Origin of the sequence: Agrobacterium sp. LY4 (assembly GCF_001526585.1) — a bacterium.
GTDB classification, from domain to species: Bacteria; Pseudomonadota; Alphaproteobacteria; order Rhizobiales; family Rhizobiaceae; genus Agrobacterium; species Agrobacterium leguminum.
The window spans coordinates 12,494-38,686 of sequence record NZ_ASYA01000043.1 but is presented as its reverse complement, the minus strand read 5'-3'; the positions used below and the strand labels follow the sequence as shown (position 1 = coordinate 38,686).

At 60.1% G+C, this 26,193-nt stretch carries 22 protein-coding genes and 1 pseudogene; 13 read left to right on the top strand and 10 right to left on the bottom strand.

The window, feature by feature from the left end; all coding sequences use genetic code 11:
- Positions 1-351 precede the first annotated feature (351 nt).
- Complete coding sequence (locus L904_RS22175) at positions 352-1,239, top strand: DMT family transporter (protein ID WP_003522518.1); 888 nt, start codon at positions 352-354, stop codon at positions 1,237-1,239.
- Positions 1,240-1,343: 104 nt separating this feature from the next.
- Positions 1,344-2,324: a glutathione S-transferase family protein gene (locus L904_RS22170; RefSeq protein ID WP_020811549.1), complete on the top strand. Its 981-nt coding sequence runs from the start codon at positions 1,344-1,346 to the stop codon at positions 2,322-2,324.
- Positions 2,325-2,336: 12 nt separating this feature from the next.
- On the opposite strand, the gene L904_RS22165 is transcribed toward L904_RS22170, so the two are convergent.
- Entirely contained in the window at positions 2,337-3,239 is a 903-nt protein-coding gene (locus L904_RS22165; RefSeq protein ID WP_020811550.1) for a LysR family transcriptional regulator, read from the bottom strand.
- 202 nt (positions 3,240-3,441) lie between these two features.
- Here L904_RS22165 and L904_RS22160 point away from each other — a divergent pair, with 202 nt between their 5' ends.
- The 4 genes and pseudogenes from L904_RS22160 (at position 3,442) to L904_RS22145 (ending at position 7,797) form a co-directional block, all read left to right on the top strand.
- Positions 3,442-4,971, top strand: coding sequence for an aldehyde dehydrogenase family protein (locus L904_RS22160; protein ID WP_031234134.1), 1,530 nt, complete (start codon positions 3,442-3,444; stop codon positions 4,969-4,971).
- Positions 4,972-5,212: 241 nt separating this feature from the next.
- Positions 5,213-6,165, top strand: a pseudogene (locus L904_RS22155) (aliphatic sulfonate ABC transporter substrate-binding protein).
- A 22-nt stretch (positions 6,166-6,187) separates the two neighbouring features.
- Positions 6,188-6,967 (top strand): ABC transporter permease subunit, encoded by a 780-nt coding sequence (locus L904_RS22150; RefSeq protein ID WP_020811554.1) that lies wholly within the window; start codon positions 6,188-6,190, stop codon positions 6,965-6,967.
- A gap of 8 nt (positions 6,968-6,975) precedes the next feature.
- Positions 6,976-7,797, top strand: coding sequence for an ABC transporter ATP-binding protein (locus tag L904_RS22145; RefSeq protein ID WP_020811555.1), 822 nt, complete (start codon positions 6,976-6,978; stop codon positions 7,795-7,797).
- Between the two features lie 41 nt (positions 7,798-7,838).
- On the opposite strand, the gene putA is transcribed toward L904_RS22145, so the two are convergent.
- A complete protein-coding gene (gene putA / locus L904_RS22140) occupies positions 7,839-11,513 on the bottom strand; it encodes a trifunctional transcriptional regulator/proline dehydrogenase/L-glutamate gamma-semialdehyde dehydrogenase (protein WP_020811556.1) in 3,675 nt (1,224 codons plus the stop codon).
- 175 nt (positions 11,514-11,688) lie between these two features.
- Here putA and L904_RS22135 point away from each other — a divergent pair, with 175 nt between their 5' ends.
- Positions 11,689-12,159, top strand: coding sequence for an Lrp/AsnC ligand binding domain-containing protein (locus L904_RS22135; protein ID WP_003522526.1), 471 nt, complete (start codon positions 11,689-11,691; stop codon positions 12,157-12,159).
- 248 nt (positions 12,160-12,407) lie between these two features.
- Here the strand turns inward: L904_RS22135 and L904_RS22130 are convergent, their stop codons facing one another.
- Together L904_RS22130 and L904_RS22125 are read right to left on the bottom strand one after the other, a co-directional pair.
- Complete coding sequence (locus tag L904_RS22130; RefSeq protein ID WP_003508744.1) at positions 12,408-12,974, bottom strand: RNA polymerase sigma factor; 567 nt, start codon at positions 12,972-12,974, stop codon at positions 12,408-12,410.
- The gene (locus tag L904_RS22125) at positions 12,974-13,180 is read right to left on the bottom strand and encodes a NepR family anti-sigma factor (protein ID WP_003522527.1); all 207 of its coding nucleotides are present in this window, start codon (positions 13,178-13,180) and stop codon (positions 12,974-12,976) included. Before L904_RS22125 ends, L904_RS22130 begins: the two co-directional genes overlap by 1 nt.
- A 138-nt stretch (positions 13,181-13,318) precedes the next feature.
- Here L904_RS22125 and L904_RS22120 point away from each other — a divergent pair, with 138 nt between their 5' ends.
- Positions 13,319-14,113 carry a response regulator gene (locus tag L904_RS22120; protein WP_003522529.1) on the top strand — a complete coding sequence of 265 codons (795 nt, stop codon included), beginning with the start codon at positions 13,319-13,321 and terminating at the stop codon, positions 14,111-14,113.
- Positions 14,114-14,214: 101 nt separating this feature from the next.
- Positions 14,215-15,198 (top strand): sensor histidine kinase, encoded by a 984-nt coding sequence (locus tag L904_RS22115; protein WP_020811597.1) that lies wholly within the window; start codon positions 14,215-14,217, stop codon positions 15,196-15,198.
- A gap of 296 nt (positions 15,199-15,494) precedes the next feature.
- Here the strand turns inward: L904_RS22115 and L904_RS22110 are convergent, their stop codons facing one another.
- On the bottom strand, positions 15,495-17,219 hold the full coding sequence (locus L904_RS22110; RefSeq protein ID WP_020811598.1) for a sensor histidine kinase: 1,725 nt from the start codon (positions 17,217-17,219) through the stop codon (positions 15,495-15,497).
- A 236-nt stretch (positions 17,220-17,455) separates the two neighbouring features.
- On the opposite strand from L904_RS22110, the gene L904_RS22105 reads away from it, so the two are divergent.
- Positions 17,456-18,031, top strand: coding sequence for a PRC-barrel domain-containing protein (locus L904_RS22105; RefSeq protein WP_035263548.1), 576 nt, complete (start codon positions 17,456-17,458; stop codon positions 18,029-18,031).
- A 103-nt stretch (positions 18,032-18,134) separates the two neighbouring features.
- On the opposite strand, the gene galE is transcribed toward L904_RS22105, so the two are convergent.
- From galE to L904_RS22090, 3 genes are all read right to left on the bottom strand, one after another.
- Positions 18,135-19,118 carry a UDP-glucose 4-epimerase GalE gene (galE, locus tag L904_RS22100; protein WP_020811600.1) on the bottom strand — a complete coding sequence of 328 codons (984 nt, stop codon included), beginning with the start codon at positions 19,116-19,118 and terminating at the stop codon, positions 18,135-18,137.
- Between the two features lie 181 nt (positions 19,119-19,299).
- Entirely contained in the window at positions 19,300-19,737 is a 438-nt protein-coding gene (locus tag L904_RS22095) for a hypothetical protein (protein ID WP_003508754.1), read from the bottom strand.
- A gap of 10 nt (positions 19,738-19,747) precedes the next feature.
- Positions 19,748-20,092 carry a YqjD family protein gene (locus L904_RS22090; protein ID WP_020811601.1) on the bottom strand — a complete coding sequence of 115 codons (345 nt, stop codon included), beginning with the start codon at positions 20,090-20,092 and terminating at the stop codon, positions 19,748-19,750.
- Between the two features lie 273 nt (positions 20,093-20,365).
- On the opposite strand from L904_RS22090, the gene nspC reads away from it, so the two are divergent.
- Together nspC and L904_RS22080 are read left to right on the top strand one after the other, a co-directional pair.
- On the top strand, positions 20,366-21,463 hold the full coding sequence (gene nspC, locus L904_RS22085) for a carboxynorspermidine decarboxylase (RefSeq protein ID WP_020811602.1): 1,098 nt from the start codon (positions 20,366-20,368) through the stop codon (positions 21,461-21,463).
- Positions 21,464-21,523: 60 nt separating this feature from the next.
- Positions 21,524-22,762 (top strand): saccharopine dehydrogenase family protein, encoded by a 1,239-nt coding sequence (locus tag L904_RS22080; protein ID WP_035263547.1) that lies wholly within the window; start codon positions 21,524-21,526, stop codon positions 22,760-22,762.
- 65 nt (positions 22,763-22,827) lie between these two features.
- Here L904_RS22080 and L904_RS22075 read toward each other — a convergent pair whose 3' ends face one another.
- Entirely contained in the window at positions 22,828-23,469 is a 642-nt protein-coding gene (locus L904_RS22075) for a TetR/AcrR family transcriptional regulator (protein WP_020811604.1), read from the bottom strand.
- Between the two features lie 104 nt (positions 23,470-23,573).
- On the opposite strand from L904_RS22075, the gene L904_RS22070 reads away from it, so the two are divergent.
- On the top strand, positions 23,574-24,023 hold the full coding sequence (locus L904_RS22070) for a hypothetical protein (RefSeq protein ID WP_020811605.1): 450 nt from the start codon (positions 23,574-23,576) through the stop codon (positions 24,021-24,023).
- Positions 24,024-24,125: 102 nt separating this feature from the next.
- Here L904_RS22070 and L904_RS22065 read toward each other — a convergent pair whose 3' ends face one another.
- On the bottom strand, positions 24,126-25,973 hold the full coding sequence (locus L904_RS22065; RefSeq protein WP_035263546.1) for a DEAD/DEAH box helicase: 1,848 nt from the start codon (positions 25,971-25,973) through the stop codon (positions 24,126-24,128).
- Positions 25,974-26,193 lie beyond the last annotated feature (220 nt).

Genomic DNA, 26,193 nt, shown 5'->3' with positions numbered 1-26,193 from the left:
ACGCGGCAATACCAGCCGGGGAAATCGGCGGATGAAAATCGCACGATAATATTTAGCCGCCTTCATGCCCGTCGCCAAGCGCCACGATCAACACCGGCTAACCTCTTTCCATGACGGGGATGTGATGGCCATGGCGGGACAAATTTGCCGCACCTTGCAGCCATTTGCACTGGCCGGGTCCAATCGGGCAATTTTACTTCTTTTGCGGCTTGCACTCATAGGTAGCCGGGTCTAGCCATAGGGCTGAGGATCAAATCTGCCAGACTGTCTGTCCCTTGAAGGGGCGTCCGGGTCGCGTTCCACGCGGCCGGGGGATGCTTTGCATTGCGGTCGGTGTTTGGGGACGTTCAAATGCAAAAGGGTTTTCTGCTCGGTCTGTTCGCTTATGCGACCTTTTCCATGGGCGATGCCACCATCAAGTCGCTTGGATCGCAGATCAGCGTTTTCGAAATCGGCTTCTTCAGCATTCTGTTTTCCGGCATCTTCATTTTCTTCAGCAAGCCGCGCGAGGAAAGGTGGCGTGAATTCTGGCGCATGAGCCGGCCCTTCGCCGTGCACGGGCGCGCCATCTCCGGCCTTTTCGCGGGTATTTTCGGCATCTACGCCTTCACTACCATTCCGCTGGCGGAAGCCTATGCGCTGATCTTCCTGTCGCCGCTCTTCGTGACCGTGCTTTCCGCCGTCGTGCTGAAGGAGAATATCGGTCCATGGCGATGGGCGGCGGTTCTGGCGGGTATCGTCGGCGTGATCCTCGTCGTGCGGCCGGGCTTCAAGACGCTGGAACTCGGACATTTCGCCGCCATCGGCGTTGCGTTCCTCGCGGCAATGACCATCGTTTTGCTGCGCTCGCTTGCGGGCAAGGAAAAGCGCACCTCGATCATGGGCGTGCTGCTCATCTACGGCCTCACCTTCAACGGTATTGCCTCCATCCCCGAATTCGTTATGCCAAATCTGCACCAGCTCCTGGCCTTCGCCTTCATCGGCCTTTGCACGGCCACGGGGCAGATCACCCTTCTGGTCGCAACCCGCATCGCGCCGGCAAGCCAGATCGCGCCATCGCATTATTCGCAAATCCTCTGGGCCGTGGCGATCGGCATGGCTTTTTTCCACGAATATCCGGATGCGGTCGCCGTGCTTGGTCTGGCCGTCATCGCCGCATCGGGACTGCTGACGATGATCCGCGAAAAGGTGAGGCTCGGCACCGTGCGCTGGAACCCGTTTTTCCGCAACCGGCTTTGAACTCACCCTTGATCGGAAACAGTGCGTCAACCGAAGCGCGGCTTGTGAAGCGGCGGCAACCCAGCCCATAAGGCTTTCATCTTTAGATGAACGGAGAGCCGCAAATGCTCGTGGATGGAAAATGGACCGCCGAATGGCATCCGGTGCAGGCGACCGACAAGAAAGGCGGCTTCGTTCGTCAGACCTCCGGCTTCCGCAACTGGGTGACGCCTGACGGTTCGGCGGGGCCGACGGGTGAGGGCGGCTATGCGGCCGAAAGCGGCCGTTATCATCTTTACGTCGCGCTGATCTGCCCATGGGCATCGCGCACGCTGATCGGCCGAAAGCTGAAGAAGCTGGAAGAGGTGATTTCCGTTTCCGTGGTTGAGCCGGCGCTTTCCGACGAGGGCTGGAAATTCGGCGACTATCCGGGCGCGGATCGTGATACGCTCAACGGCTTCACCTATATGCACGAGGTCTATACCAGCGCGGATCCGCACTATACCGGCCGCGCCACCGTGCCCGTGCTTTGGGACAAAAAGACGAAAACCATCGTCAACAACGAATCCGCCGATATTCTGCGCATGCTGAATTCCGGTTTCGGCGCTCTGGCCGATAATAGCCTGGACCTCTATCCGGAAGGTCTGCGGGACGAGATCGACGCTCTCAATGACCGCATCTATCCGCGCCTCAACAACGGCGTTTACAGAACCGGTTTCGCCACCACGCAGATCGCCTATGAAGAGGCTTTCGCCGATGTGTTCGCGATGCTTCGGGAGCTCGAAAGCCGCCTCGTCTCAGGCAGGCCTTTCCTGTTCGGCGATCTGCTGACCGAAACGGATGTCCGGCTTTTCGTGACGCTGGTTCGTTTCGATGCCGCCTATTATGGTCTGTTCAAATGCAATCTTCGCCGCATCGCCGATTATCCCGCCCTTCAGGCCTATATGATGCGGGTGCTGACCATTCCGGGCGTGCGCGATACGGTCAATATCGACCATATCAAGCGCGGTTATTATTCCATCAAGGCGCTCAACCCGACCCGAATCGTGCCCGTCGGTCCCGACCTTCCGGGGCTGTATGACGTTTCTCTCCGCCCATCGAACTGAGCGGATGATGGACTAGACCGGCTTGCCGACCTGATCGAGCAGCCAGGCCTGAAAGGCGCGGGCCAGTGCATTGTCCTGCCGTCCTTCCGGCAGGGCGACGTAATAGCTCTTGTCGGTCTGCAAGGGGATGTCGAAGACGATTTCGAGGCGGCCGGAGGCAAGTTCCGCCTCGATGAGATATTTCGGCAGAAGGGCAAAACCGATGCCGCTTGCGGCGGCCTCGATGATCATCGAGAATTGGTCGAAACGGCTGCCCTGATAGGCATTCTCCGCCGTCACCCCGTTCATCTCCAGCCATTCCGTCCATAGTTTCGGCCGTGTCGTCACATGCAGGAGCGGTTGCCCGGTCAGATCCTGCGGCTTGCTCACGCTGGCGCGGCGTAGCAGGGCGGGGCTTGCGACCGGCACGATCACTTCGTTGCACAAAAATGTGCAGGTGCCATGCGCCCAGACCGGCTGGCCATAATGAATGGCGAGATCGAACCCTTCCTCGTCGAAATCGAAAGGGTGCGAGCGCGAGCCGATGGTGATCGTCATGTCCGGATTGGCGTCGATGAAGCGGTGGAGGCGCGGCATCAGCCAGCGGCTGCCAAAGGTGGGCAATGTCGCGACGGAAAGCGATGCGTGCGATGTTCCGGCTGAAACCGCGCGCACCATCAATTGTTCGGATTGCTGCAACAGGCGCCGCACATCGGGCAGGAATTTGCGCCCCGCCTCCGAAAGCACGACCCGCCTGCGGATGCGCTCAAAAAGCTGCATTCCGGTCTGCGCTTCCAGTTCGCCGATCTGTCGGCTCACCGCGCTCTGCGTGAGGTTGAGTTCTTCCGCAGCACGCGTAAAATTGCCATGCCGTGCCGCGCATTCGAACGCCTGCAGGGTAACGATGTCGGGGACCAGTCTTCTGCGCGGATCCATTCCATTCTCGCATCAACTTACCCGCTTTCCTCATTGGAAAAGGGTCATTATGGCCATATATGATTACGGGAAAGAATGGAACGGTGTAAAACATCAGTTTCACATAACGAATGGCAAATTCGGGGAAAGAAGAGTGACGGGAGTTGAAAGCGCCGTATCGAAACGGCCTTTCCTCCCCTTTTAAGCCAAAAGGACGATGGACATGGATGCGACCACGAAGCTCGACGTGAAACAGGAAGCTGCGGCCCTGCTCGACAGGATGGGCGTTGCCCGCGATCTTTATACCGGCGGCGATATGGCCTCCTTCAGCCCGGTGACGGGTGAACAGGTCGCGAATCTCAAGACCGTTTCGGTCGAGGGTGTCGCAGCCGTGATCGACCGGGCCGATGCCGCCTTCAAGACATGGCGCAATGTGCCGGCGCCCCGCCGTGGCGAGTTGATCCGGCTGCTCGGCGAGGAACTGCGCGCCTTCAAGGCCGATCTCGGCCGTCTCGTCTCGCTGGAAGCGGGCAAGGTTCCCTCCGAGGGCCTCGGCGAAGTGCAGGAAATGATCGATATCTGCGATTTCGCGGTTGGCCTTTCCCGCCAGCTTTATGGTCTCACCATCGCCACCGAACGCCCCGGCCATCGCATGATGGAAACCTGGCATCCGCTCGGTGTCGTGGGCGTCATCTCCGCCTTCAACTTCCCGGTCGCCGTCTGGTCGTGGAATGCGGCGCTCGCCATCGTCTGCGGCAATTCGGTTGTCTGGAAGCCTTCGGAAAAGACCCCGCTCACGGCGCTTGCCGTGCAGGGCATCTTCGAGCGCGCCGCCGCCCGTTTCGGCGATGCGCCGGAAGGTCTTTCGCAGCTGCTGATCGGCGACCGCGCCGTGGGTGAAGCTCTGGTAGACAATCCCAAAGTGCCGCTCGTTTCGGCCACCGGGTCCACCCGCATGGGCCGCGATGTCGGCCCGCGTCTGGCGAAACGCTTCGCCCGCGCCATTCTGGAACTCGGCGGCAACAATGCCGGCATCGTCTGCCCTTCCGCCGATCTCGACATGGCGCTGCGCGCCATCGCCTTCGGCGCCATGGGCACGGCCGGCCAGCGCTGCACCACGCTGCGCCGTCTCTTCGTGCATGACAGCGTTTATGACCAGCTCGTGCCGCGTCTGAAAAAGGCCTATGCCTCCGTTTCCGTCGGCAACCCGCTGGAAACATCCGCCCTCGTCGGCCCGCTGGTGGACAAGGCGGCTTTCGACGGCATGCAGAAGGCCCTCGAAGCGGCGAAAGCCCATGATGGCGTGGTGAATGGCGGCGGCCGCGTGGATACGGGTGCGCCGGATGCCTATTACGTCAAGCCGGCTCTGGTCGAAATGCCGAAGCAGGCTGGGCCTGTGCTGGAAGAGACTTTCGCGCCGATCCTCTACGTCATGAAATACAGCGATCTCGATCAGGCGATAGACGACCATAACGCCGTCGCTGCTGGTCTTTCCTCATCGATCTTCACCCGCGACATGCAGGAATCGGAGCGGTTCCTGTCGTCGGAAGGTTCCGATTGTGGCATCGCCAACGTCAATATCGGCACCTCGGGTGCGGAAATCGGCGGCGCCTTCGGCGGTGAGAAGGAAACCGGCGGCGGCCGTGAATCCGGTTCGGATGCGTGGAAGGCCTATATGCGCCGCGCCACCAACACCATCAACTACTCCAAGGCGCTGCCGCTGGCGCAGGGCGTTTCGTTCGATATCGAATAAACGCGTCCTTTATAGAGAAATTGATCCATCATGCCGGCGCGGCTCCATCCGCGCCGGCATTTCTATTCGATGGCTCAGACGGGAAGGTCCGCGACGATTTGCGGAAAAGAGGCATTTGCGCGGAATTTTATTCCCGCAATATTGCTGATATTGAATTATCGTCTCTCTATCGTTTTAATCGAAAATCCTAGCATTGCTCCATATCGCAACCCGGCAAGAGCGCCGGTGATAAGGAGATGAAATGCCAGCCATCACCCGCCGCGCGCTTTCCGCCAGCCTTTTTGTTGCCGCCGCATTCTCCGTCCTGCCGCTACAGGTGCAGGCGGCGGAAGAGCTGAAGATCGGTTATCAGAAAACCGGCCTGCCGGTGATCGCCCGCCAGCAGGGCGTCATCGAAAAGGCGCTTGAGGCCAAGGGCGTGAAGGTTTCCTGGGTCGAATTCACCGCTGGCCCGCCGCTGGTGGAAGCCCTGAATGTCGGCTCCATCAATGTCGGCTGGACGGGCGATGCGCCGCCGATCTTCGGTCAGGCGGCCGGTTCCGCCATCGTTTATGTCGCGGCCCTTCCTTCGAACGGCAAGGGTGAGGCGATCTTCACCAAGCCCGAAAGCGGCATCAAGTCGGTTGCCGATCTCAAGGGCAAGAAGGTCGGCGTCGGCAAGGGCACCAGCGCGCATAATCTGCTGGTGGCGGCGCTGGAGAAGAACGGCCTGAAATTCAGCGATATCGAGGTGGTGTATCTCAGCCCCGCCGATGCTTCCGCCGCCTTCGCCAGCGACAAGATCGACGCCTGGGCCGTCTGGGATCCGTTCTATGCGATTGCCGAAACCCGCTACAAGCCGGTCACTCTGGCCCGCACCAGCGATGTGCTCGCCGTCAGCACCTATTTCCTCGCCAATCGTGATTACGCCAAATCCAATGCGGATACGATCAACATCACCATCGATGCTCTGGGCGGGCGGCGAAATGGTCTGCTGCCAACCGCGACAAGGTCGCCGCAGCTTTGCATGAGGTGACGGGCGTGCCGCTGGAGGCGCAGACGCTCGCCGCGAACCGCTCGGAATTCGGCATTACCAAAATCGACGACAAGATCGTCGCCAGCCAGCAGGAAACCGCCGACCGCTTTTATCGTCTCGGCCTGATCCCGAAACAGATCAGCATCAAGGATGCCGTCTGGTCGGGTGCGACGAACTGATCCCCGATCCGGAGACTTCGCCATGAGCATCAGAACGCGCATCGAGGTTGGAAGCATCACGGGCTGGCTGCTTCCCGCCATCATTCTTGCAGGCTGGGAAGCGGCCTCCCGCGTCGGGCTTATTTCAGGAAATGTCCTTCCAGCCCCTTCCGCCGTTGCGGAAGCCTTCTGGCGGCTTCTGCTTTCGGGTGAGCTTGTCGCCAATATCGGCGTCAGTTCCGCCCGCGCACTCGCCGGTTTCGCCATTGGCGGCTCCATCGGCTTCATCTTCGGCCTGGCCAATGGCCTCTCCAAATTCTCCCGCAGCTTCACCGATACGACGCTGCAGATGATCCGCAATATTCCGCATCTGGCGCTCATTCCGCTGGTCATCCTCTGGTTCGGCATCGATGAGGAGGCGAAGCTGTTCCTCGTCGCGCTCGGTGTGTTTTTCCCGATCTACATCAACACGCTGCTCGGCATTCAGGGTGTCGATCCGCAACTGGTGGAAATGGGTCGCACCTATGGCATGTCGCCCTTCACGCTGTTCCGGCGGGTCATCCTGCCCGGTGCGCTGCCTGCCATTTTCACCGGCCTGCGTTATGCGCTCGGCATCATGTGGCTGACGTTGATCGTCGCCGAAACCATCTCTTCCTCGTCCGGCCTCGGCTATATGGCCATGCAGGCGCGCGAGTTCCTGCTGATCGACGTCGTGGTACTGTCGATCCTCATCTATGCGCTTCTCGGCAAGCTGGCCGACAGTTTCGCCCGCTTCCTCGAAAGCATCTTCCTGCAATGGCATCCAGCCTTCAAGAAAGTCTGAGGTAACCCATGTCGACCGGCAATGTGACGACGCTGAGACGCCCGGATGCCCCGCCATCCCTCCCTTCCCAAGGGAAAATCGAACAACGCGAGAAGACGACAGAAGGCAAGGTTGCCTTCAGCTTCCGCAATGTGGCGAAGAGCTTCGGCGATAAACCGGTTCTGCGCGGCATCGATCTCGATGTGCGGGAAGGTGAGTTTCTGGCCATCATCGGCAAGAGCGGCTGTGGCAAGAGCACGCTCCTGCGCATTCTGGCCGGCCTCGACACGCCGACCACCGGAACCGTCTCGAAAGATGCATCGAGCCGCACCCGCATGATGTTTCAGGAGCCGCGTCTTCTGCCGTGGGAACGTATCGCGAGCAACGTCTCCGTGGGGCTGACCGGCATCGCCAAGGGCGAGGCGGCGCAGGAGCAGGCGCTTACAATTCTCGAAGAGGTCGGTCTGAAAGACCGGGCTGGCGAATGGCCCTATGTGCTTTCCGGCGGCCAGAAGCAGCGCGTGGCGCTGGCGCGCGCGCTGGTGGCCCATCCGCAAATCCTGGCGCTGGATGAGCCGCTTGGCGCGCTCGATGCGCTCACCCGCATTGAAATGCAGCTTCTGCTGGAGCGCATCTGGCGCAAGCAGAAATTCACCGCCGTACTAGTCACCCATGATGTCTCCGAGGCCGTGGCGCTTGCGGATCGCATCGTCGTCATCGACGAAGGGCGCATCGCGCTCGATCTCGATGTGAAACTGCCGCGTCCGCGCCGTCATGGCACTGCGGAATTCGCAAGGCTGGAAGAGCAGGTTCTGAACCAGCTCTTCGGCCGTGGCGACACCAACGGATAAGGCGTGAACCGGCAGGGCCGAGACCCCGCCGGACGATATCATCAGCCAATGCTCATCAGGCTGGCATTGCCGCCGGCGGCTGTGGTGTTGACGCTGACGGAGACTTCTTCGACCAGCCAGTCGAGATTATAGGGCTGGCTTTCCCCGGAAAGCGCTTCCGTTGCCGCGGCCTGAACGAGAACCAGCGGGCCGGGCAGGGCGGCGATCTTTTTATTGACCGCCACGATACGCTCCGCATCGCCCTCGACCAGCGCGCCGGCGAAGGGCGCTGATTTTTCCCAGTCATCCGCCCAGACGATGCGCGAGGTCACGCTTGCCGGCAGTCCGTAAATGGATTTCTCCAGTCCCGAAGCATTATCGATGACAACTGCGTTTCCGGTCGCAAGCGCTGCCGCAAGCTGGCGGTAAAGCCCCTGTTCGGTTGACGGAACCAGCAGAACCTTTCCACGCGGATGCAGCGCATAGACATTGCGCTCGCCGACGGGACCCGTCAGCTCGGTTTCGAAGCCGAGGCCGGAAAGTGCCGCCGCCTGCCGTGCGGCTTCGGCCGCGACAGTCTCGCCGTTTTCATCCAGCCAACGGGCGAGATCGACGGCGGCCTGATCCTGCTGGCTGGCGATGCGGTCGATCTTCGGTGCGGTCTGCGTCATACGGCCGAGATAGAGCGGGCCGCCCGCCTTTGGGCCGGTGCCGGAGAGGCCGCGTCCGCCAAAGGGCTGCACGCCTACCACCGCGCCGATGATGTTGCGGTTCACATAAAGATTGCCGGCCGCGACGCGGGACAGAACGTGCTGGATCGTATCGTCGAGGCGGGTATGCAGGCCGAAGGTCAGGCCGTAACCGGTGGCGTTGATCTCATCGATCAGCCGGTCGAGATTGTCGCGCTTGAAGCGGATGACGTGCAGCACCGGGCCGAAGACTTCGCGCTTCAGATCGGCGAGCGATTTCATCTCGATGATTGTCGGCGGCACGAAGGTGCCCTTGCCGGTTTCGCCGGCAAGCGTGATTTGTTCGATGCCATGGCCGAGCCCGCGCATGCCCTCGATATGCTTTTCGATGATGCCCTTCGCCTCGGCGGTAATGACGGGGCCGACATCGACGGAAAGCTTGTCGGTGCGGCCGATGCGCAATTCGTGCAGCGCGCCTTTCAGCATGGTCAGCGTGCGGTCCGCCACATCTTCCTGCAGGCAGAGGATGCGCAGCGCCGAGCAGCGCTGGCCGGCGCTGTCGAAGGCAGACGCGATGACATCGGCGACGACCTGCTCGGCAAGTGCAGAGGAATCGACGATCATGGCGTTCTGGCCGCCGGTTTCGGCGATCAGCGGCACCGGCTGGCCATTGGCCAGAACCCGGCCGGCAAGCTGGCCCTGAATGAGCCGCGCCACTTCCGTCGAGCCCGTAAACATCACGCCGGCTGTAAGGGGTGAGCCAACAAGTGCGGCACCCGTCTTGCCGTCGCCCGGCAGAAGCTGCACGGCATCCTGCGGAACGCCGGCCTCATGCAGCAGGCGCACGCCCTGCGCTGCGATCAGCGGCGTTTCTTCGGCGGGCTTCGCCAGAACCGGATTGCCGGCAACCAGCGCCGCCGTCACCTGACCGATGAAGATCGCAAGCGGGAAATTCCACGGGCTGATGCAGACGACCGGGCCGAGCGGCGTTTCGCCGGATTTGAAGTTCCTGCGGGCTTCCGCTGCGTAATAACGCAGGAAGTCGATCGCCTCGCGCACCTCGGCAATGGCGTTGGGCATGGATTTTCCCGCTTCGCGCATGATGAGGCCGAGCAGGGCGGGCATTTCGGCCTGCATCGCGTCGGCGGCCCGCTCCAGGCAGGCGGCACGTTCTTCCACCAGCGTGGAGGGCCAGCTTGAGGCCGCGGCCCGCTGCATGGCGGCTTCGACATCACCTTCAGTCGGCTCCGTCACATGGCCGACGATATCATTGTGGTCGCCGGGATTGAGAACCGGGCGCGTGTTGCCACCCGCCTGCGGTGCTGTGGCTTTCCATTCCGTCGCAGCGCCTACCTTCAGGGTTTTGTCCAGTGCGGCGAGCGTCGTTTCGCTGGAGAGGTCGAGGCCGGCGGAATTTTTGCGTTCCGGACCGAACAGGCCTTCGGGTGCGGCGATGCGGTCGTGACGCGCGCCGGGAACGGCATAGGCCTTGACCACCGCAACCGGGTCTTCCAGCAGGGAATCTACCGGCACGGCGGGATCGGCAATGCGGTTGACGAAGGAAGAGTTCGCACCGTTCTCCAGCAGGCGGCGGACGAGATAGGCCAGCAGCGTCTCATGGGTGCCGACGGGGGCGTAGAAACGGCACGGCCGATCGAGCTTCTTCTTGCCGACGACTTCGCTGTAAAGCGGTTCGCCCATGCCATGCAGGCACTGGAACTCATAGTCGCCGAGCTTGAAGCCAGGGCCGGCGAGATGATAGATCGTCGCCATGGACTGCGCATTGTGGGTCGCAAATTGCGGAAAGACCAGATCGCGCGCGGCGAGCAGCTTCCGGGCGCAGGCAATGTAGGAGACGTCCGTGTGGACCTTGCGGGTGAATACGGGGAAGTCTTCCAGCCCTTCCACCTGCGCACGTTTGATTTCCGCATCCCAGTAAGCGCCCTTGACGAGACGCACCATGATGCGGCGGCCCGAGCGGCGGGCGAGATCGATGATATAATCCAGAACGAAGGGGCAGCGGCGGCCATAGGCCTGCACCACGAAACCGAGGCCGTTCCAGCCGGCGAGGTCTCTGTCGAGCGCCAGCTCTTCCAGAAGATCGAGCGACAGTTCCAGCCGGTCGGCTTCCTCGGCATCGATGTTGAGGCCGATATCGTATTTCTTGCTGAGCAGCATCAGGGATTTGACGCGCGGCAGCAGCTCCGCCATCACCCGCTCCGCCTGCGCGCGGGCGTAACGCGGATGCAGCGCCGAAAGCTTGATGGAAATGCCCGGCCCGCCATAGATGCCGCGCCCGGCAGACGCCTTGCCGATGGCGTGGATGGCGTTTTCGTAGTCCTTGTAATAGCGCTCCGCATCCTTCGCGGTTGTCGCGGCTTCGCCCAGCATATCGTAGGAATATTGGAAGCCCTGTTCTTCCAGCGGCTTCGAACGCTTGATCGCCTCGCCGATGGTTTCGCCGGTGACAAATTGCTCGCCCATCATGCGCATGGCCATATCGACGCCACGGCGGATGACGGGTTCGCCAGCGCGGGCGATCAGCTTGGTCAGCGCCGCCGAAAGGCCGCTATCGTTTACCGTCGAGGTCAGCTTGCCGGTGATGACGAGACCCCAGGTGGCGGCGTTGACGAAAAGCGAGCGCCCGCCGCCAATATGGGACTTCCAGTCGCCGCGCGCGATCTTGTCGCGGATCAGTGCGTCGCGGGTAGCGGTGTCGGGAATGCGCAGCAGCGCTTCGGCAAGGCACATCAGCGCCACGCCCTCATGACTGGAGAGCGAATATTCCTGCACCAGCCCCTCGACGCCGGTGCCCTTGGTCTTGGCGCGCAATGCCTCGATCAGTTTGCGGGCCGTGTCGCGAATGGCTTTCGTCTCTTCCGCCGTCACCGTCGCCGCCTCGATCAGCGGTGCCAGGCATTCTTCCTCCGGGCGGCGATAGGCGGCGGTGATCGCCTTGCGCAGCAGGCTTTGCTCGCGCACCGGCGGCGCAAAATTCTGGAAGATACCGTTCGCCACTACACCGGCGTTGCTTGCACCATCGGCCATTCTGAAAATCCTGAAAACGCTGTTGAAGACAGACCTTCGGCGGCAGCGTGTCCTCCGCCCGCCGCTCGTCATCCTGGCACAGACAATATCATCACCGCAGAAATTGCTATGGCCCTATTTTCAGGATAAAACAGGCTATATGAACTTTTATTTTTGAGATATGGCGTTAAATCACATGGCAAATAGTCAAAAAACAGACGATCTGGATCACTTCGACCTCAAGATACTCGAGGCGCTGAGCGAAGACGGGCGCATGTCCGTGCTGCAGCTCTCGAAAAGGGTCGGTCTTTCCAAGACGCCCTGCCAGACGCGGCTGAAACGGCTGGTGGATGAGGGCTATATTCTCGGCTTCCGCGCCATGCTCAATCCGCAGAAGCTCGGTGTCGATCACATCGCCTTCGCTGAGGTAAAGCTTTCCGATACGCGCGAAAAGGCGCTGGAGGAATTCAACGCGGCGGTGCGCAAGATCAAGGAGGTGGAGGAGTGCCACATGATCGCCGGCGCTTTCGATTATCTTCTGAAGGTGCGCACCAGCGATATCCGCAAGTATCGAAGGGTACTCGGCGAGAAAATCTCAAGCCTGCCATCCGTCGCCAACACCTCGACCTTCGTGGTCATGCAATCGGTCAAGGAAACGGGTATCTGAAGGGGAAACACGGAGACAGTGGCAGGCGCGCGCTTGCCGTATCATCCGCACACCGTCACCCCGGACTAGATCCGGGGTCCAGTGCGATCAAGTCATTGATCGCGAGAGAGTCCTTTCACGGCGCAGACGCGCCGTGAAAGGATGCCGGATCGAGTCCGGCATGACGGAGGAGAGGTTTGCGGCCCTTGTCATCGTTTTAACGGGCAGACGCAGGCCTGCCCGTTCGCCACTGTCCGAATTCAGCGCTCTCAACGCGCCGTGGCGGCGGCGGTGACCGCGCTCATCTGCGCGTCCGGGCCGAACTCGTTTTCGTTTTCGATGCCGAGCAATTCCTGCAAGCGCAGCCTTGCGCGGCTGACACGGCTCTTGATGGTGCCGACGGGGCAACCGCAGATTTCGGCGGCTTCCTCGTAGGCAAAACCCGAAGCCCCGATCAGCAGGATCGCTTCACGCTGGTCGTCCGGCAGTTTTGCCAGTGCCGCGCGGAAATCCTGAAGGTCGACCGAGCCATGCTGTTCCGGCGGCACCGACAGGCGCGAGGTATAGACGCCATCCGTATCCTGCACCTCACGGCCGGATTTGCGAATCTGGCTGTAGAACTCGTTGCGCAGGATCGTCACCAGCCATGCCCGCATATTGGTGCCCGGCTGGTAGCTGTCCTGTTTCGCCCATGCCTTCATGATCGTGTCCTGCACGAGGTCGTCGGCACGGTCCCGCGAGCGGATGAGCGAAATCGCGAAGGCGCGCAGGTTCGGCAGCGCCGCCAGCATTTCCCGTTTGAAATTGTATTCTGTCTGCTCCGGCTCTTTCGCCATCATTCCTCCGAAGCCTTCATTTTGGCTCTGCTTTCGGCTTCATCGAGTTTTTCGAGAAGGTCGAGGAATTTGTCAGGGATGCCTTCATCCTGAACGGCATCATAAAGCTCCCTGAGCTTACGGGAAATCACCGCCCGCCCGGAGTGTGGAACCTGGGGGGCGGCCGAATTGTCCGGCTGATCTTGGTCCGATTGAAATATGCTCATAACGTCCGGTATTCCTTTTGCGTCGTGGCAAAGAATGCGCCGTGAAAAAAATAGTTCCGGCGCTCCGGAACTTTTTTTGCAATGCGCACGTTGCTATCGTGGGTTTGCGTTGCAGACCGCATGAAAGGGGAGAATTCCATGTCAGTTTCTACACGCATCGCACCGCACCTGCCATATCTGCGCAGGTTCGCGCGTGCCGTTTGCGGCTCACAATCGACGGGCGATGCCTATGTTGCGGCAACACTCGAAGCTCTGATCGCCGATATCAGCATTTTTCCGCAGACAAGCAGCGATCGCGTTTCGCTCTATCAATTGTTCGTATCGATCTTTAGTTCCGTCACGATCAATATTAAGACCGACGAAAATCTCTCGGGATGGGAAAAACGCGCCTCGGCCAACCTCTCCGCCGTGCCGGCCCTGGCCCGTCAGGCATTCCTTTTGACCACGGTCGAAGAATTCACGCCTTCGGAAACCGCAGAGGTTCTGAAAGTCTCCGAGGATCAGGTCGGCAAGCTGATCGACGAGGCAGCGTCTGAAATCGCCCGGCAGGTGGCGACCGATATCATGATCATCGAGGACGAACCTCTGATCGCCATGGATATCGAGCAGATGGTCACCGATCTCGGCCACCGCGTCACGGGCATCGCCCGCACCCACACGGAAGCGCTCGATCTCTTCCATCGCACCCAGCCGAAGATGATCCTTGCCGATATTCAGCTCGCCGATGGCAGTTCCGGTCTCGATGCGATGAAGGACATCCTGCAGATGACCACGCTGCCGGTAATCTTCATCACCGCCTTCCCCGAGCGTCTTCTGACGGGCGAGCGGCCGGAGCCGACCTTCCTTGTGACGAAGCCGTTTAATCCGGACATGGTGAAAGCGCTTATCAGCCAGGCCCTGTTTTTCAACGAAAGCTCACGCGTCGCGGCGTGAATTTTGCCGAAACCGCAGGCTGACCGGGAACCACTCTGGTGCCCGGGCGTTGGCGGTTACGGTCGTGGGACTGCCCCGCGGCTTTCTGCAAGGAGACGAATTTGCATCGGCTGGCATGGCATAACGCGGAGAGGGACGAAAGCGAACTTCACGATTCGCTCGTCCTCGCCTTGCTCGATTCGGGTGAGACAGTCATGCTGCAGGACTGGAACCGCGACTATATATTCGTGGCCAATCTGCCGGATGTCTGGAAACTTCCGGCCGATTCCCATCCGACCGATGAAAATCTGTTCGGTAACGACCTTTCCGCCAGGCTTGCCGAACTTAAAAAGGACATGAATACGGCCGGCAGCCGCGGCATGCTGGAAGTCAACGCCGGCAAGGATCGGGTTTTTCAGTTTCAGGTCCATTCCACATTCAACCAGTCGAACCAGACGGTGCTGAAAACCACCATCCGGGAGGTAACGGCGGAAAGGCGGCGCGAACAGCTTCTGCGCTCGCTGCTGCGCGAGGTCAGCCACCGTTCCAAGAATCTCCTGGCGATCATCCAGAGCCTTGCCGGCCAGACGGCCCGTTTCAGCCTGACTAAGGATGATTTTCTGCGCAAGTTCCGCGGCCGACTGCACGCTCTCGCCCAGAGTCAGGATCTCATTACGGATTCGGACTGGCGGGGCGCGCGCATATTCGAGTTGCTGCGCCAGCAATTCGATCTTTACGTGCCGGAATATCCGAACCTCATCCACATGGAAGGCGAAAACCTGCTGCTCAATCCGAATGGCGCGCTTTATATCGGGCTCGCCTTCCATGAGCTGGTCGTCAACACCGTCAGTCATAGCGGCAATCTTGCCTATCACCCGCCCATATCCCTGCAATGTCGTCAGGAGGGTGATTTTTATATCGTTGAATGGAATGAGCCGATGATGCCGTCGAAAGAGCCGGCGGAGACCCGGCGCGGCAGTTTCGGCAGCGTGGTGCTGGAAAAGGTGGTTCCGTCCGCATTGGGGGGAAGCGCCGAATACGAGTTGACGCCGGAGCGGATCGTCTACCGGCTGAAATTTCCTTCCGGCGACGGCGCGGATGCCTGAAATCTCAAGATCGCGTGCAGCGTCGGGTTCCTCTTTCATTTCATGAAAACCAAAACAAAAAGCACGGCTCATGAAAGAGCCGTGCTATTTTTATGACAGGTTTTCAGGGGCGAAACCTGTTTATTTTCAGCCAAGCTTCAGGCGGGGACGGGGGAATTGCTTGGCCTGCAGTAAAAACACGCTCGACCGGATTCGGTTCCCAAAAAATGCATTTTTTTAACATTGCGCAAAATACCGGCCATTTTTGCCCCGGCTTTTTGTCGTCTGCACGGCGGATAGGTCCGCAAGTCTCGGCCTCAATGCGTGCCCGTCTGTTCCGATCGTTTGGGCGTGAAATAACGCATCGGCGCTTCCAGCGACCACTCGAAGCCGGATTCACGATATTCCGTCAGCACCTGCCCGCCGAAGGCGCCTTCCGCATGCCTTTTGATGACCGTGGTGCCGAAGCCTTTGCGGCTCGGTTCTCTCGCCGGCGGTCCGCCGGTTTCGGTCCAGACGAGATGGATCATCTGCCGCCCGTCTTTTTCAAGCGACTGCCAGCGCAGGGTAATTTTTCCCGATGGAACCGACAATGAGCCATATTTGATGGAATTCGTCGTCAGCTCATGGATCACCAGACCGAAATTCTGTGCCGCTTCCGGGGAAAGCATGAAATCGTCTCCCACCAGCACGATGCGCTGCGCCACGGTTCCGAAAACATCGAGGTGGGTCTCGATCAGCTTGCGGATCGGCAGACCCTGCCATTGAACCTCCGCCAGGGCCCGGATCGACATTCCAAGGCCGCGCAGGCGGTGATCCACCTCCTTCTGGAATTCCGGAATGCTTTTATTTTCGCGTCCCAATTGCCGTATCATCGCCTGAACCAGCGTCAGAATGTTCTTGGAGCGATGAACCAGCTCGTGCAGCAGCAATTGCAGGCGCTCTTCCGACTGGCTTCTGTCGAAGGATGCGTTGGAGAGCGCGATGGCGACCTGGTTGGCCTCCTTTATCTTGGTATCGACGGGCGCGACGATCTCGCCTTCGCCGATACGCTCGGCCATCAGGGTCAGGTCACGGATGGAGCTGCGCAATTGCCGGCCGACCAGATAGGCGCCGCCAATGGCAATCAGCACCAGCATCAGGCTGCCGATCATCATCTGCCGCCAGGTGTCTATCAGCGCCGCCTGGCTTGCGGCAAGCGGACCCCACATCACCGTCTTCCATTGCCAGCCCGGCAATTGAGCATAGGCATAGAGGTTACCCTTGCCGTCGAAAAAATTGCCGCTGAAGGCCTGCATTTCCGAAAGGACATCGGGGGTGACAAACGGCTTACCCACTTCCGCCTCTTCGGGCGCGCTTGAGACGACAACGCGGTTGTTGCCGTCAATGATGGCGACCGCCCAGTTGCGCGGCAGGTTTTCCGTGGGGATCAGCCGGCTCAGGTCGCTGGTATTCTGCGTCAGGATCAGGGCGTCTCCGGCGGGGTCCAGATCCGGGCCGAGCGGCATGGTGACGTTGAACACCCATTCCTTGCTGGTCGAGCCGAAAAACATGTCCGAGACGGTGATGCGGCGGGAGTCGATCGCCTTGGCCAGATTGGCTTCCGCCGGCACCTTGCCGAGCGGCTGGCCATAGGGCACGCGCGTATTGAGGCGCTGCTGGCCATCTTTTGTGGCGAGAATGGCGTAGAGACCCTCCCGCTTCAGACTGTCGGTGACGCGCCCCTGAAACGCGGCAAGGTTGCCGCTCTCAAGTTCCGGGAACTGCGACAGGAGATTGAGCGAGGTGGCGATTTCCTGCAGGCGGCGGTCGATGTTGCGGGAGACCACGCGCACGTCCTCGATAGTTTCCCGTTGCAGGTCGTCGCGTTTTTCCGCCTCGAGGCGCAGCATCAGATAGCCGCCGAAAAGAATGAGCGGCAGGGTTATGACGGTAGCCATCACCACCAGATAGGTGCCGATGGAGGCGGTCGGGAAAAAATTCGCACTGCGCCGACGCAAAGCCGAGATCATGTCTTTCAGTCTGTTGCCGGGTCGAGGCATACAAAAAACTCCGGCAGTTATGGCATTGTTACGACACGGATAATACCGTGCCGTCCCCCTTTAGCAATGCCTGATTTTTACCTTCGGTTGTTGCGGCAGGTCACAATTGCACCGGCTCGGTTGAAAAAATCGGAACTATTTCAACGACCAACCCGTTTGCCAGACGAACCGGCCGAGAAGCGGACATGAAATTCATCCCCGCCGGCCAGTTGAGAACGATGAAAGGAAGGTACGAAATGGCAAAGAAACTTACAATCCTCGTCACTGCCGCTCTGATGGGCACGACGGCTTTCGCGCCGCTGGCCATCGCTCAGGGCACCACCCAGCCTGCGCCGGCAAATCCGAGTGCGCAGACGGAGCCGGCAACCCCGCCCGCCACCCCGATGACGCCTGCCGCTCCCGCGACCAATGACAGCGCGGCCACAACGACAGGCGGCGCTTATCTCACCGAACAGGGCGAAACGCAGGTCAGCGCCAACGATTATATCGGCAAGGCGGTCTATACCGCTGCCGATGAAAGCATCGGTAACGTCACCAACCTCATTATGGAAGAAGACGGTGGTCTGGTTGCGGCCGTGATCGGCGTCGGCGGCTTCCTGGGCATCGGCGCAAAGGACGTCGCCGTTCCGATGGACAAGGTAACGATGACGCGCAACGCGCAGGACGGCACCATCCGCCTGACAACGACCGAAACGGCGGAAACGCTGAAGGCCGCTCCCGAATTCAAGACGCTGGAACAGAAGGCCAGCGAAAAGAATGCGGCAATGCCGGCGGCTCCCGACAGCACGACGACGTCCGCCACCAAGCCCTAATTCCCGTCCCTGGGAGGCAGGAGCGGGACCGGCTTCAATCAGCTGTCCCGCAGGAGGCACCGGCCAACAGGCCGGTGTCTTTTTATGTTTGTTCGCCGGCTGTTCAATCCCCGGCGTTGCGGGAGGAATGCCACGCCCAGGCGGATTTGATGATGTCCGACAGGGAATAACGCGGCTCCCAGCCGAGAACCTCCTTCGCCTTGTCGTTATTGGCAACGAGCGTCGTGGAATCGCCGTCGCGCCGCCCGGTATATTCGACGGGGAAGGGGCGGCCGGAAACGTCCGAAATCGCCGCCAGCAGTTCCTTCACCGTGGTGCCGGTGCCGGTGCCGAGGTTGAGTTCAACGGTCTCCCCGCCGGCCAGCAGATAATCCACGGCTCGCACATGCGCATCGGCGAGATCGAGAATGTGGATATAGTCGCGCACGCAGGTGCCGTCGCGCGTGTCGTAATCCGTGCCGAACACCTTGAAGCCCTGACGCCGGCCGAGGGCGGCTTCGATGGCCAGCGGGATCGCGTGGGTCTCCGGCTTGTGCCATTCGCCGATGCGGCCTTCGAAATCCGCGCCGGCGGCATTGAAGTAGCGCAGCATCACCGAGCGCAGCCCCTTATAGGTGCTGTAGTCCTTCAGCGCCTGCTCCACCACCCATTTGGTGCGGCCATAGGGGTTGATCGGCGCCTGCCGGTGCGTCTCGTCGATCGGCACCTGTTCCGGCAATCCGTAAGTTGCGCAGGTGGACGAAAAAACGAAGGCCGTGACGCCGGCATCGATGGCGGCGGAGAGCAGGTTGAGCGAGCCGATGACATTGTTGTCGTAGAAAGCCACGGGCTGCTTTACGGATTCGCCGACTTCGATCAGCGCGGCGAAATGCAGAACGGCTTCCGGCTGGTGTTTGGCGAAGACTTCGTCCAGCCGCGCCCGGTCGCGAATATCGCCCTGTTCGAAGGGTCCCCAGCGGACGAATTCCTCATGCCCGTTGGACAGATTGTCGAAAACGACCGGTTCATATCCTCGCTCAGACAGGAGAAGGCAGGTGTGCGAACCGATATAGCCGGCACCGCCGACGACAAGGACTTTCTTCTTCATCAATTGCCTTTCAGAAAATTACGGACGCGCCGAGACTGCCCGAGACTGTATGTCACTTTGTTCAAATAAGGGCGGCGTGGCGGGTAACGCCATCAACCAGTCTATCCTTCGCGGGTAACATAAAAAAAACCGCGCATCCATCGTCTGGACGCGCGGTTTGCCTTGTCGTGTCGCCAAGAAATTACTTGGACTTTTTCGTATTGACCCTTGTGGCCAGGAAACCGGCCGCGACGGCCACGGCGAGCGTCGCATAGGGACGTGCCTGGATCGCCAGCGTCAGCAGCGATTGCAGGGCGAGCGGCGCTGCGGCAAGCGGCGCCGCCGTCAACGGCGCGACAGCGGGCCGTGCGGCATAGACCCTCGGACGTTTGACGATCGCCAGCGCCACCAGCATGATGACGCCGAGCAGGAATGCGGTCCCGGCGACGACGAGCGCCGCAGGGCCTGCACCCACATGCCGGGCAAGATAGATGGACCCTGCCACCACAGCGGCGATGAAGGCGATCAGGAAGAATATCCCGGTCAGAACCGATAGGATTATGGTCGCTCGCAATCGCCGTGTAACGACGCGCCCCTCGCGCTGGGTCTCCCCCAGATAGACCAGCAATGCCTCAAGCATGAGCGCGGCCTTATCGACGCGTCAGAAGGGCGAGCACGAAACCGACGCCGACGGCGATGCCGAGGGACTGGAGCGGGTTCTTCTGGACGTGGTCGGTGAGGTTGTCGTTGAGCGTGGAGATTTCATTGCGAACGCTGTCGGCCATTTCTCCGGATGCGGTGAGGGCGTCATCGGCCACACGGGCGGCCTGCGCCTTCAGCTCATGCGAAGCGCCGACGCCGAGCGCCTTCACGCTCTTGGCAAGACCAGCCAGATCTTCGCGAAGCTGGGCGAGCTGCGCTGCCACGTCGGCCGCATCGCCGTTTTCGAGGGATTGCTGGATCTTGTCGCTGACGCTGCTACGCACGCTTGCCATAGGGGAGGTCCTTCCTGAACATCATTGATGGAACGACGACACATCACCGCCGTCCGTGAAGCTTCGTTTCGGCGGCCGAAACACCCGCCTGTCCGTCAGTCAAACGCGCCGATGCCGGCTTGGTTCCGCAACGGGACGGGTTTTCTTGATGGCACTTCGGCTCGGGGGCGATTTTCGAGGAATTCGGTGCCGGACATTTGTTTTCCTGTCACAAGCATCCTATAAGGCCCATCATCGAGACGTACCTTGACTTCAATCAATATGTGAAACGACATGCTCCAGACGCCCTATTACCTCATCGACAAGACAAAACTTCTTCGCAACATGGAGAAGATTGCCTATGTGCGGGAAAAATCCGGCGCCAAGGCGCTCTTGGCGCTGAAGTGCTTCGCCACATGGTCGGTGTTCGATTTCATGTCGCAATATATGGATGGCACCACCTCGTCCTCGCTTTATGAAGTCCGTCTCGGCCGCGAGAAATTCGGCGGTGAGACCCATGCCTATTCCGTTGCCTATGCCGATTATGAAATCGACGAGGTGATTGCGAATGCGGACAAGATCATCTTCAATTCCATCGGTCAGCTCGAGCGTTTCGCCGACAAGGCCTCCGGCATCACGCGCGGTCTGCGCCTCAACCCGCAGGTCAGCTCCTCGAGCTTCGATCTTGCCGATCCCGCCCGTCCGTTCAGCCGTCTCGGCGAATGGGATGTGGCCAAGGTCGACAAGGTCATGGACCGCATTTCCGGCTTCATGATCCACAATAATTGCGAAAACAGCGATTTTTCCCTGTTCGACCGCATGTTGACGCAGATCGAGGAGAAATTCGGATCGCTTCTGTCGCGTGCGGAGTGGGTCAGCCTCGGCGGCGGCATTCATTTCACCGGCGACAATTATCCGCTCGACCAGTTCTGCGACCGCTTGGCGGCTTTCTCGGAAAAATACGGCGTGCAGGTCTATCTGGAGCCGGGCGAAGCCTCGATCACCAGAAGCACGACGCTCGAGGTGACGGTTCTCGACACGCTGTTCAACGGCAAGAACCTCGCCATCGTCGACAGTTCCATCGAAGCGCATATGCTCGATCTGCTGATCTACCGCGAAACCGCCAAGGTTTCGCCGAACGAGGGCGAGCATCCCTACATGGTCTGCGGCAAATCCTGCCTTGCGGGCGATATTTTCGGCGACTTCCGCTTCGACAAGGAATTGAAGGTCGGCGACCGCATCTCCTTCCAGGACGCGGCCGGCTACACCATGGTCAAGAAGAACTGGTTCAACGGCGTGAAGATGCCGACCATCGCCATCAAGGAACTGGACGGCACCGTTCGCGCCGTTCGTGAATTCGACTTTGCCGATTTCGAGCAAAGCCTGTCTTAAACCCTGTTTTTAACATGAAACGAAGCTCATCCCTGCGGGGAAAAGGAGGCATCACCTGAAATGAAGAAGAACGTTCTGATCATCGGCGCCGGTGGCGTAGCACAGGTCGTGGCGCATAAATGCGCCCAGAACAGCGATGTATTGGGAGACATTCATATTGCGTCACGGACTTTGGGAAAGTGCCGCAAGATTGTCGAGTCCGTACGCGAAAAGAAGAGCCTCAAGACAGATGTGAAACTTGAGGCCCATGCGCTTGACGCTATGGATATCGAGGCGACGAAAGCCTTGATTAAACAGACCGGCGTGGAAATCGTCATCAACGTCGGTTCGGCTTTCGTCAACATGTCCGTTCTTCGTGCCTGCATGGACACGGGTGTTGCCTATATGGATACGGCGATCCACGAGGATCCGACCAAGATTTGCGAGACGCCGCCGTGGTACGGAAACTACGAGTGGAAGCGCGCTGAAGAGTGCAAGGAAAAGGGCATTACCGCCATTCTCGGCGTCGGTTTCGACCCGGGCGTGGTCAACGCCTATGCGCGTCTTGCCAAGGATGATTATTTCGACAAGGTCACTTCGGTCGATATCGTCGATATCAATGCCGGCAGCCACGGTCGCTGGTTCTCCACCAACTTCGACCCGGAAATCAATTTCCGCGAATTCACCGGCGTCGTCTACTCCTGGCAGAAGGGTGAGTGGCAGACGAACCAGATGTTCGAAGTCGGCCAGGAATTCGACCTGCCGGTCGTCGGCAAGCAGAAGGCCTATATGACCGGCCATGACGAAGTGCATTCGCTGTCCAAGAACATGGACGGCGCCGATGTGCGCTTCTGGATGGGTTTTGGCGATCACTATATCAACGTCTTCACGGTGCTGAAGAACCTCGGCCTTCTGTCCGAAAAGCCGGTCAAGACCGCCGAAGGTCTCGAAGTCGTGCCGCTGAAGGTGGTCAAGGCCGTGCTGCCCGATCCGTCTTCGCTGGCGCCCGATTACGTCGGCAAGACCTGCATCGGCGATATCGTCAAGGGCATCAAGGACGGCAAGGAACGCGAAGTCTTCATCTACAACGTGGCCGACCACAAGGAAGCCTATGAAGAAGTCGGCTCGCAGGGCATTTCCTACACCGCCGGCGTTCCGCCGGTCGCCGCTGCCATGCTCATCGCCACTGGCGAATGGGACGTGAAGCAGATGGCCAATGTCGAAGAATTGCCGCCGAAGCCGTTCCTGAACATCCTGAACAGGATCGGCCTTCCGAACCGCATCAAGGACGAAAACGGCGACCGCGCGCTGGAATTCTGATTGCCGGTGTTGTGATTGCGTTAAATAGAAAGCCCCGCGAAAGCGGGGCTTTTTTAATGGCGGCCTCAGCTTTTGGTGAGTTGCCCTATGAATAGATGCAGCACTTTATGCATTGCCTCCGAAGGGGGCTCGGCAACATGCCATTCCGGAAAATGTCCATCGATTGCCATGCGGGCAAGGCCATAGACCAGCGCGCGGGCACCCAGTACGAGCTGATCCAGATCGAGGCCGTGGGGGAGCTGGCCGTTTTCACGCGCCTGCATCAGCAGATTTATCATCAAGCGCCTTATGGCATCGTTCTGCTCGCGTAAAATATCGGACGAATTGAAGTCGATCAGCGTTCGCGAACTTATGACTTCAAAATGTGTCGGGTTGGCCAGCGCCCACCGCAGATAACCGTGGCCAATGGCTTCGAAGGCGACAAGCGGGTCCTCATTGCCGGCCTGCGCTCTCGCGGTTTCGACGGATTCGGTCAGCCGGTTCATCGCCTGCTCTGCGACAGCAGTCATCAGGGCCGTTTTTGAACGGAAATGCCTGAACGGCGCTCCCGGCGAGACGCCGGCACGCTTGGCGGCCTCACGGACGGAAACATTTTCAGCACCCCGTTCCTCGATGATTGCGATTGTTGCCGCAACAAGTTCATCGACAAGGTTGCCGTGGTGGTAGGGCCTGTCGCGTCCCGTCTTCTTGTCCTGAGCTTTTTCCATAGGCCATTGGGTAGCACCAAATTGGGATGTAATCACTGATTATTTTATTGCGTCGGAATGAAGCTTTATGTAATCATCGATTACATTGAGATATGGAGATTTCAATGTTGCACCCGGTTTTAAAAATCACTCTCGCATTTGCATTTTTCCCGATCGCCGCCGCTCATGCGCAGGACAGCCCGAAGCTGGAAATCGTGTGGCCAAAGGCCGGTGATGTGATCGAATTGGGCAATGATCCCGAACGGGCTATCGGCGTCGTCGTCAAGAGCAACTTCAAGCTGCTTCCCGCCGGGCAGTGTGGAGGAGACGGCCAATGCGGCCATGTACATATGAAAATCGACCCTTCGGGCGATACATGCAACATTCCCGGCCGCGCCTATAACAGTATGAACAGCGATTTCGGCGGTGATCTCATCAAGGCACGGTTCGGACATTGCCCAAGTCCGGCCGGTCGGCACGTCATCGGCATTCTGCTGGCAGATGATCACCATCAGCCTGTTCTGGTCGACGGCAAGCCGGTCACGGCGCTTGTCGAAGTGACAACCAAAGACTGACCTCAGGAGCGGTAGCAGCGGTCATGTCGTAGAATGGCGCAATAAAAAAGGTCCCGCGCAAACGGGACCTTTATCTCGATAAGCCTGAAAGCCGGGACGTCCTCAGCCCTTCGTCGGCTTCGGCCCGCGCTTTTCGAAGGGCTTGTCCTTCTTGCCCTCGTATTTCGGCTTGTCGCCAAAGGGCTTTTTCTTCTTCCAGGGCTTGTCGTCGCCCTTGCGGTCATCGCGGGGGCCGCTCGCATTGTCCGATTTGCTGAATTTCCGTTGCGCCTTGGCCGGGCGCGTGTCTTCGCGGAAACCGCCGGTCATTTCCGGCTTGCCTTCCAGCGCCCTCAGACGGATGCCCTTTTCGAGCGTCATATCCTTGCCGATGGCGGAGGTGAAACGGTCGACGGCATCGGCCGCCAGTTCCACGAAGGTCTCCGTCTGCTGCATGCGGATCGCGCCGATATCCTGGCGGGTGATCTTGCCGAAACGGCAGAGCATGGGGATCAGCCAGCGCGGTTCGGCGCTCTGCTTGCGGCCGACGGACAGTGAAAACCAGGCGCTGTCGGCGAAATCGGAACGCTCACGGCGCGGCGCATTGTTCTCGACCGTCTCGAAGCTGTCGCGGCGCGGCTTGCGATTGTTATCAAGCAAGACTTCGGCGATGTCTTCGGGCGCGGAACGTCCGGCGTGGTACAGGCGCACGAAAGCGGCGGCGACCTTTTCAGCGCCATGCTGTTCCAGGAGCTTGGTGACGAAATCGCGCTCGTCCTCGGCCACGGCCTCGGTCAGCGACGGGTCAGCCAGAAGCCGGGCGCCATCGCGCTCGACGATCTCTTCGGCCGAAGGCGGACGAACCCATGCCGGGCTGACCTTGGCGCCTTCCAGCAGGCGCTCTGCCTTGCGGCGCTGGTTGATCGGCACGACGATGGCGCTGACGCCCTTCTGACCGGCGCGGCCGGTGCGGCCGGAGCGGTGCAGAAGCGTTTCGGAATTGGTCGGCAGGTCGGCATGGATGACGAGTTCGAGGCCCGGCAGGTCGATGCCGCGGGCGGCAACGTCGGTCGCTACGCAGACGCGGGCGCGACCGTCGCGCATGGCCTGCAGAGCATGGGTGCGCTCGTTCTGGGTCAGTTCGCCGGAAAGGGCCACGACGGCAAAGCCGCGATTGTTCAGGCGGGCGGTCAGGTGGTTCACGGCTGCTCGGGTGGAGCAGAAGACGATGGCGTTGCGGGCTTCATAAAAGCGCAGCGCATTGATGATGGCGTTCTCGCGGTCGGCCGGCGTCACCAGCATGGCGCGGTATTCGATATCGACATGCTGCTTCTGTTCGGAAGCGGTGGCGATGCGCACGGCGTTCTTCTGGTAGCTTTCCGCAAGCTTGGCGATGCTGCGCGGAACGGTGGCCGAGAACATCAGCGTGCGGCGGGTTTCCGGCGATTCTTCCAGAATGAATTCCAGATCTTCACGGAAACCGAGATCGAGCATTTCGTCGGCTTCATCCAGCACCACGGCGCGGATGGACGACAGATCGAGCGCGCCACGCTTGATGTGGTCGCAAAGACGCCCGGGCGTGCCGACGACGATGTGAGCGCCGCGTTCGAGCGCACGGCGCTCGTTGCGCACATCCATGCCGCCGACGCAGGAGGCAATCGAGACACCGGCGAATTCATAGAGCCACTCCAGCTCGCGCTTGACCTGCATGGCCAGTTCGCGGGTCGGCGCGATGGCGAGCGCCAAGGGTGCGGAAGCCTGACCGAAGCGGCCATTTTCCGGCAGCAGCGTCGGCGCCAGTGCAATGCCGAAGGCAACGGTCTTGCCGGAACCGGTCTGTGCGGAAACCAGCGCATCCTTGTCGGCCAGTTCGGGTGCAAGCATCGCCTGCTGCACGGGGGTCAAATCATTATAGCCGCGTTTTTCCAACGCCTGCGCGATCGCCGGGGCGATACCCTGGGTGTCTGTCATCTACCGTCTTTCGGATATGAAGCCGCCCGCATCCGCCCGAAACCAATAGGTCCTAAAGTCTCCGGGGCAGCCGATACGGGCCATTTCGGCCATCTGGCCGGTTGCATTGCCGCGCTCATACTGCGAATGGGCCGGTTTGTACAGTGCACTGCGGTACGCTCTTTTGCGGGTGCTTTATCCCCTCGACGTTTTCATCCCGCCATTGTTCCGAAGCGATGCT

Bases quoted from the DNA above. Each gene is read 5' to 3' on its own strand.
- L904_RS22175 (WP_003522518.1), top strand. From the start codon at position 352: ATGCAAAAGGGTTTTCTGCTCGGTCTGTTCGCTTATGCGACCTTTTCC.
- L904_RS22170 (WP_020811549.1), top strand. From the start codon at position 1,344: ATGCTCGTGGATGGAAAATGGACCGCCGAATGGCATCCGGTGCAGGCG.
- L904_RS22165 (WP_020811550.1), bottom strand. From the start codon at position 3,239: ATGGATCCGCGCAGAAGACTGGTCCCCGACATCGTTACCCTGCAGGCG.
- L904_RS22160 (WP_031234134.1), top strand. From the start codon at position 3,442: ATGGATGCGACCACGAAGCTCGACGTGAAACAGGAAGCTGCGGCCCTG.
- L904_RS22150 (WP_020811554.1), top strand. From the start codon at position 6,188: ATGAGCATCAGAACGCGCATCGAGGTTGGAAGCATCACGGGCTGGCTG.
- L904_RS22145 (WP_020811555.1), top strand. From the start codon at position 6,976: ATGTCGACCGGCAATGTGACGACGCTGAGACGCCCGGATGCCCCGCCA.
- putA (WP_020811556.1), bottom strand. From the start codon at position 11,513: ATGGCCGATGGTGCAAGCAACGCCGGTGTAGTGGCGAACGGTATCTTC.
- L904_RS22135 (WP_003522526.1), top strand. From the start codon at position 11,689: ATGGCAAATAGTCAAAAAACAGACGATCTGGATCACTTCGACCTCAAG.
- L904_RS22130 (WP_003508744.1), bottom strand. From the start codon at position 12,974: ATGGCGAAAGAGCCGGAGCAGACAGAATACAATTTCAAACGGGAAATG.
- L904_RS22125 (WP_003522527.1), bottom strand. From the start codon at position 13,180: ATGAGCATATTTCAATCGGACCAAGATCAGCCGGACAATTCGGCCGCC.
- L904_RS22120 (WP_003522529.1), top strand. From the start codon at position 13,319: ATGTCAGTTTCTACACGCATCGCACCGCACCTGCCATATCTGCGCAGG.
- L904_RS22110 (WP_020811598.1), bottom strand. From the start codon at position 17,219: ATGCCTCGACCCGGCAACAGACTGAAAGACATGATCTCGGCTTTGCGT.
- L904_RS22105 (WP_035263548.1), top strand. From the start codon at position 17,456: ATGGCAAAGAAACTTACAATCCTCGTCACTGCCGCTCTGATGGGCACG.
- galE (WP_020811600.1), bottom strand. From the start codon at position 19,118: ATGAAGAAGAAAGTCCTTGTCGTCGGCGGTGCCGGCTATATCGGTTCG.
- L904_RS22095 (WP_003508754.1), bottom strand. From the start codon at position 19,737: ATGCTTGAGGCATTGCTGGTCTATCTGGGGGAGACCCAGCGCGAGGGG.
- L904_RS22090 (WP_020811601.1), bottom strand. From the start codon at position 20,092: ATGGCAAGCGTGCGTAGCAGCGTCAGCGACAAGATCCAGCAATCCCTC.
- nspC (WP_020811602.1), top strand. From the start codon at position 20,366: ATGCTCCAGACGCCCTATTACCTCATCGACAAGACAAAACTTCTTCGC.
- L904_RS22080 (WP_035263547.1), top strand. From the start codon at position 21,524: ATGAAGAAGAACGTTCTGATCATCGGCGCCGGTGGCGTAGCACAGGTC.
- L904_RS22075 (WP_020811604.1), bottom strand. From the start codon at position 23,469: ATGGAAAAAGCTCAGGACAAGAAGACGGGACGCGACAGGCCCTACCAC.
- L904_RS22070 (WP_020811605.1), top strand. From the start codon at position 23,574: ATGTTGCACCCGGTTTTAAAAATCACTCTCGCATTTGCATTTTTCCCG.
- L904_RS22065 (WP_035263546.1), bottom strand. From the start codon at position 25,973: ATGACAGACACCCAGGGTATCGCCCCGGCGATCGCGCAGGCGTTGGAA.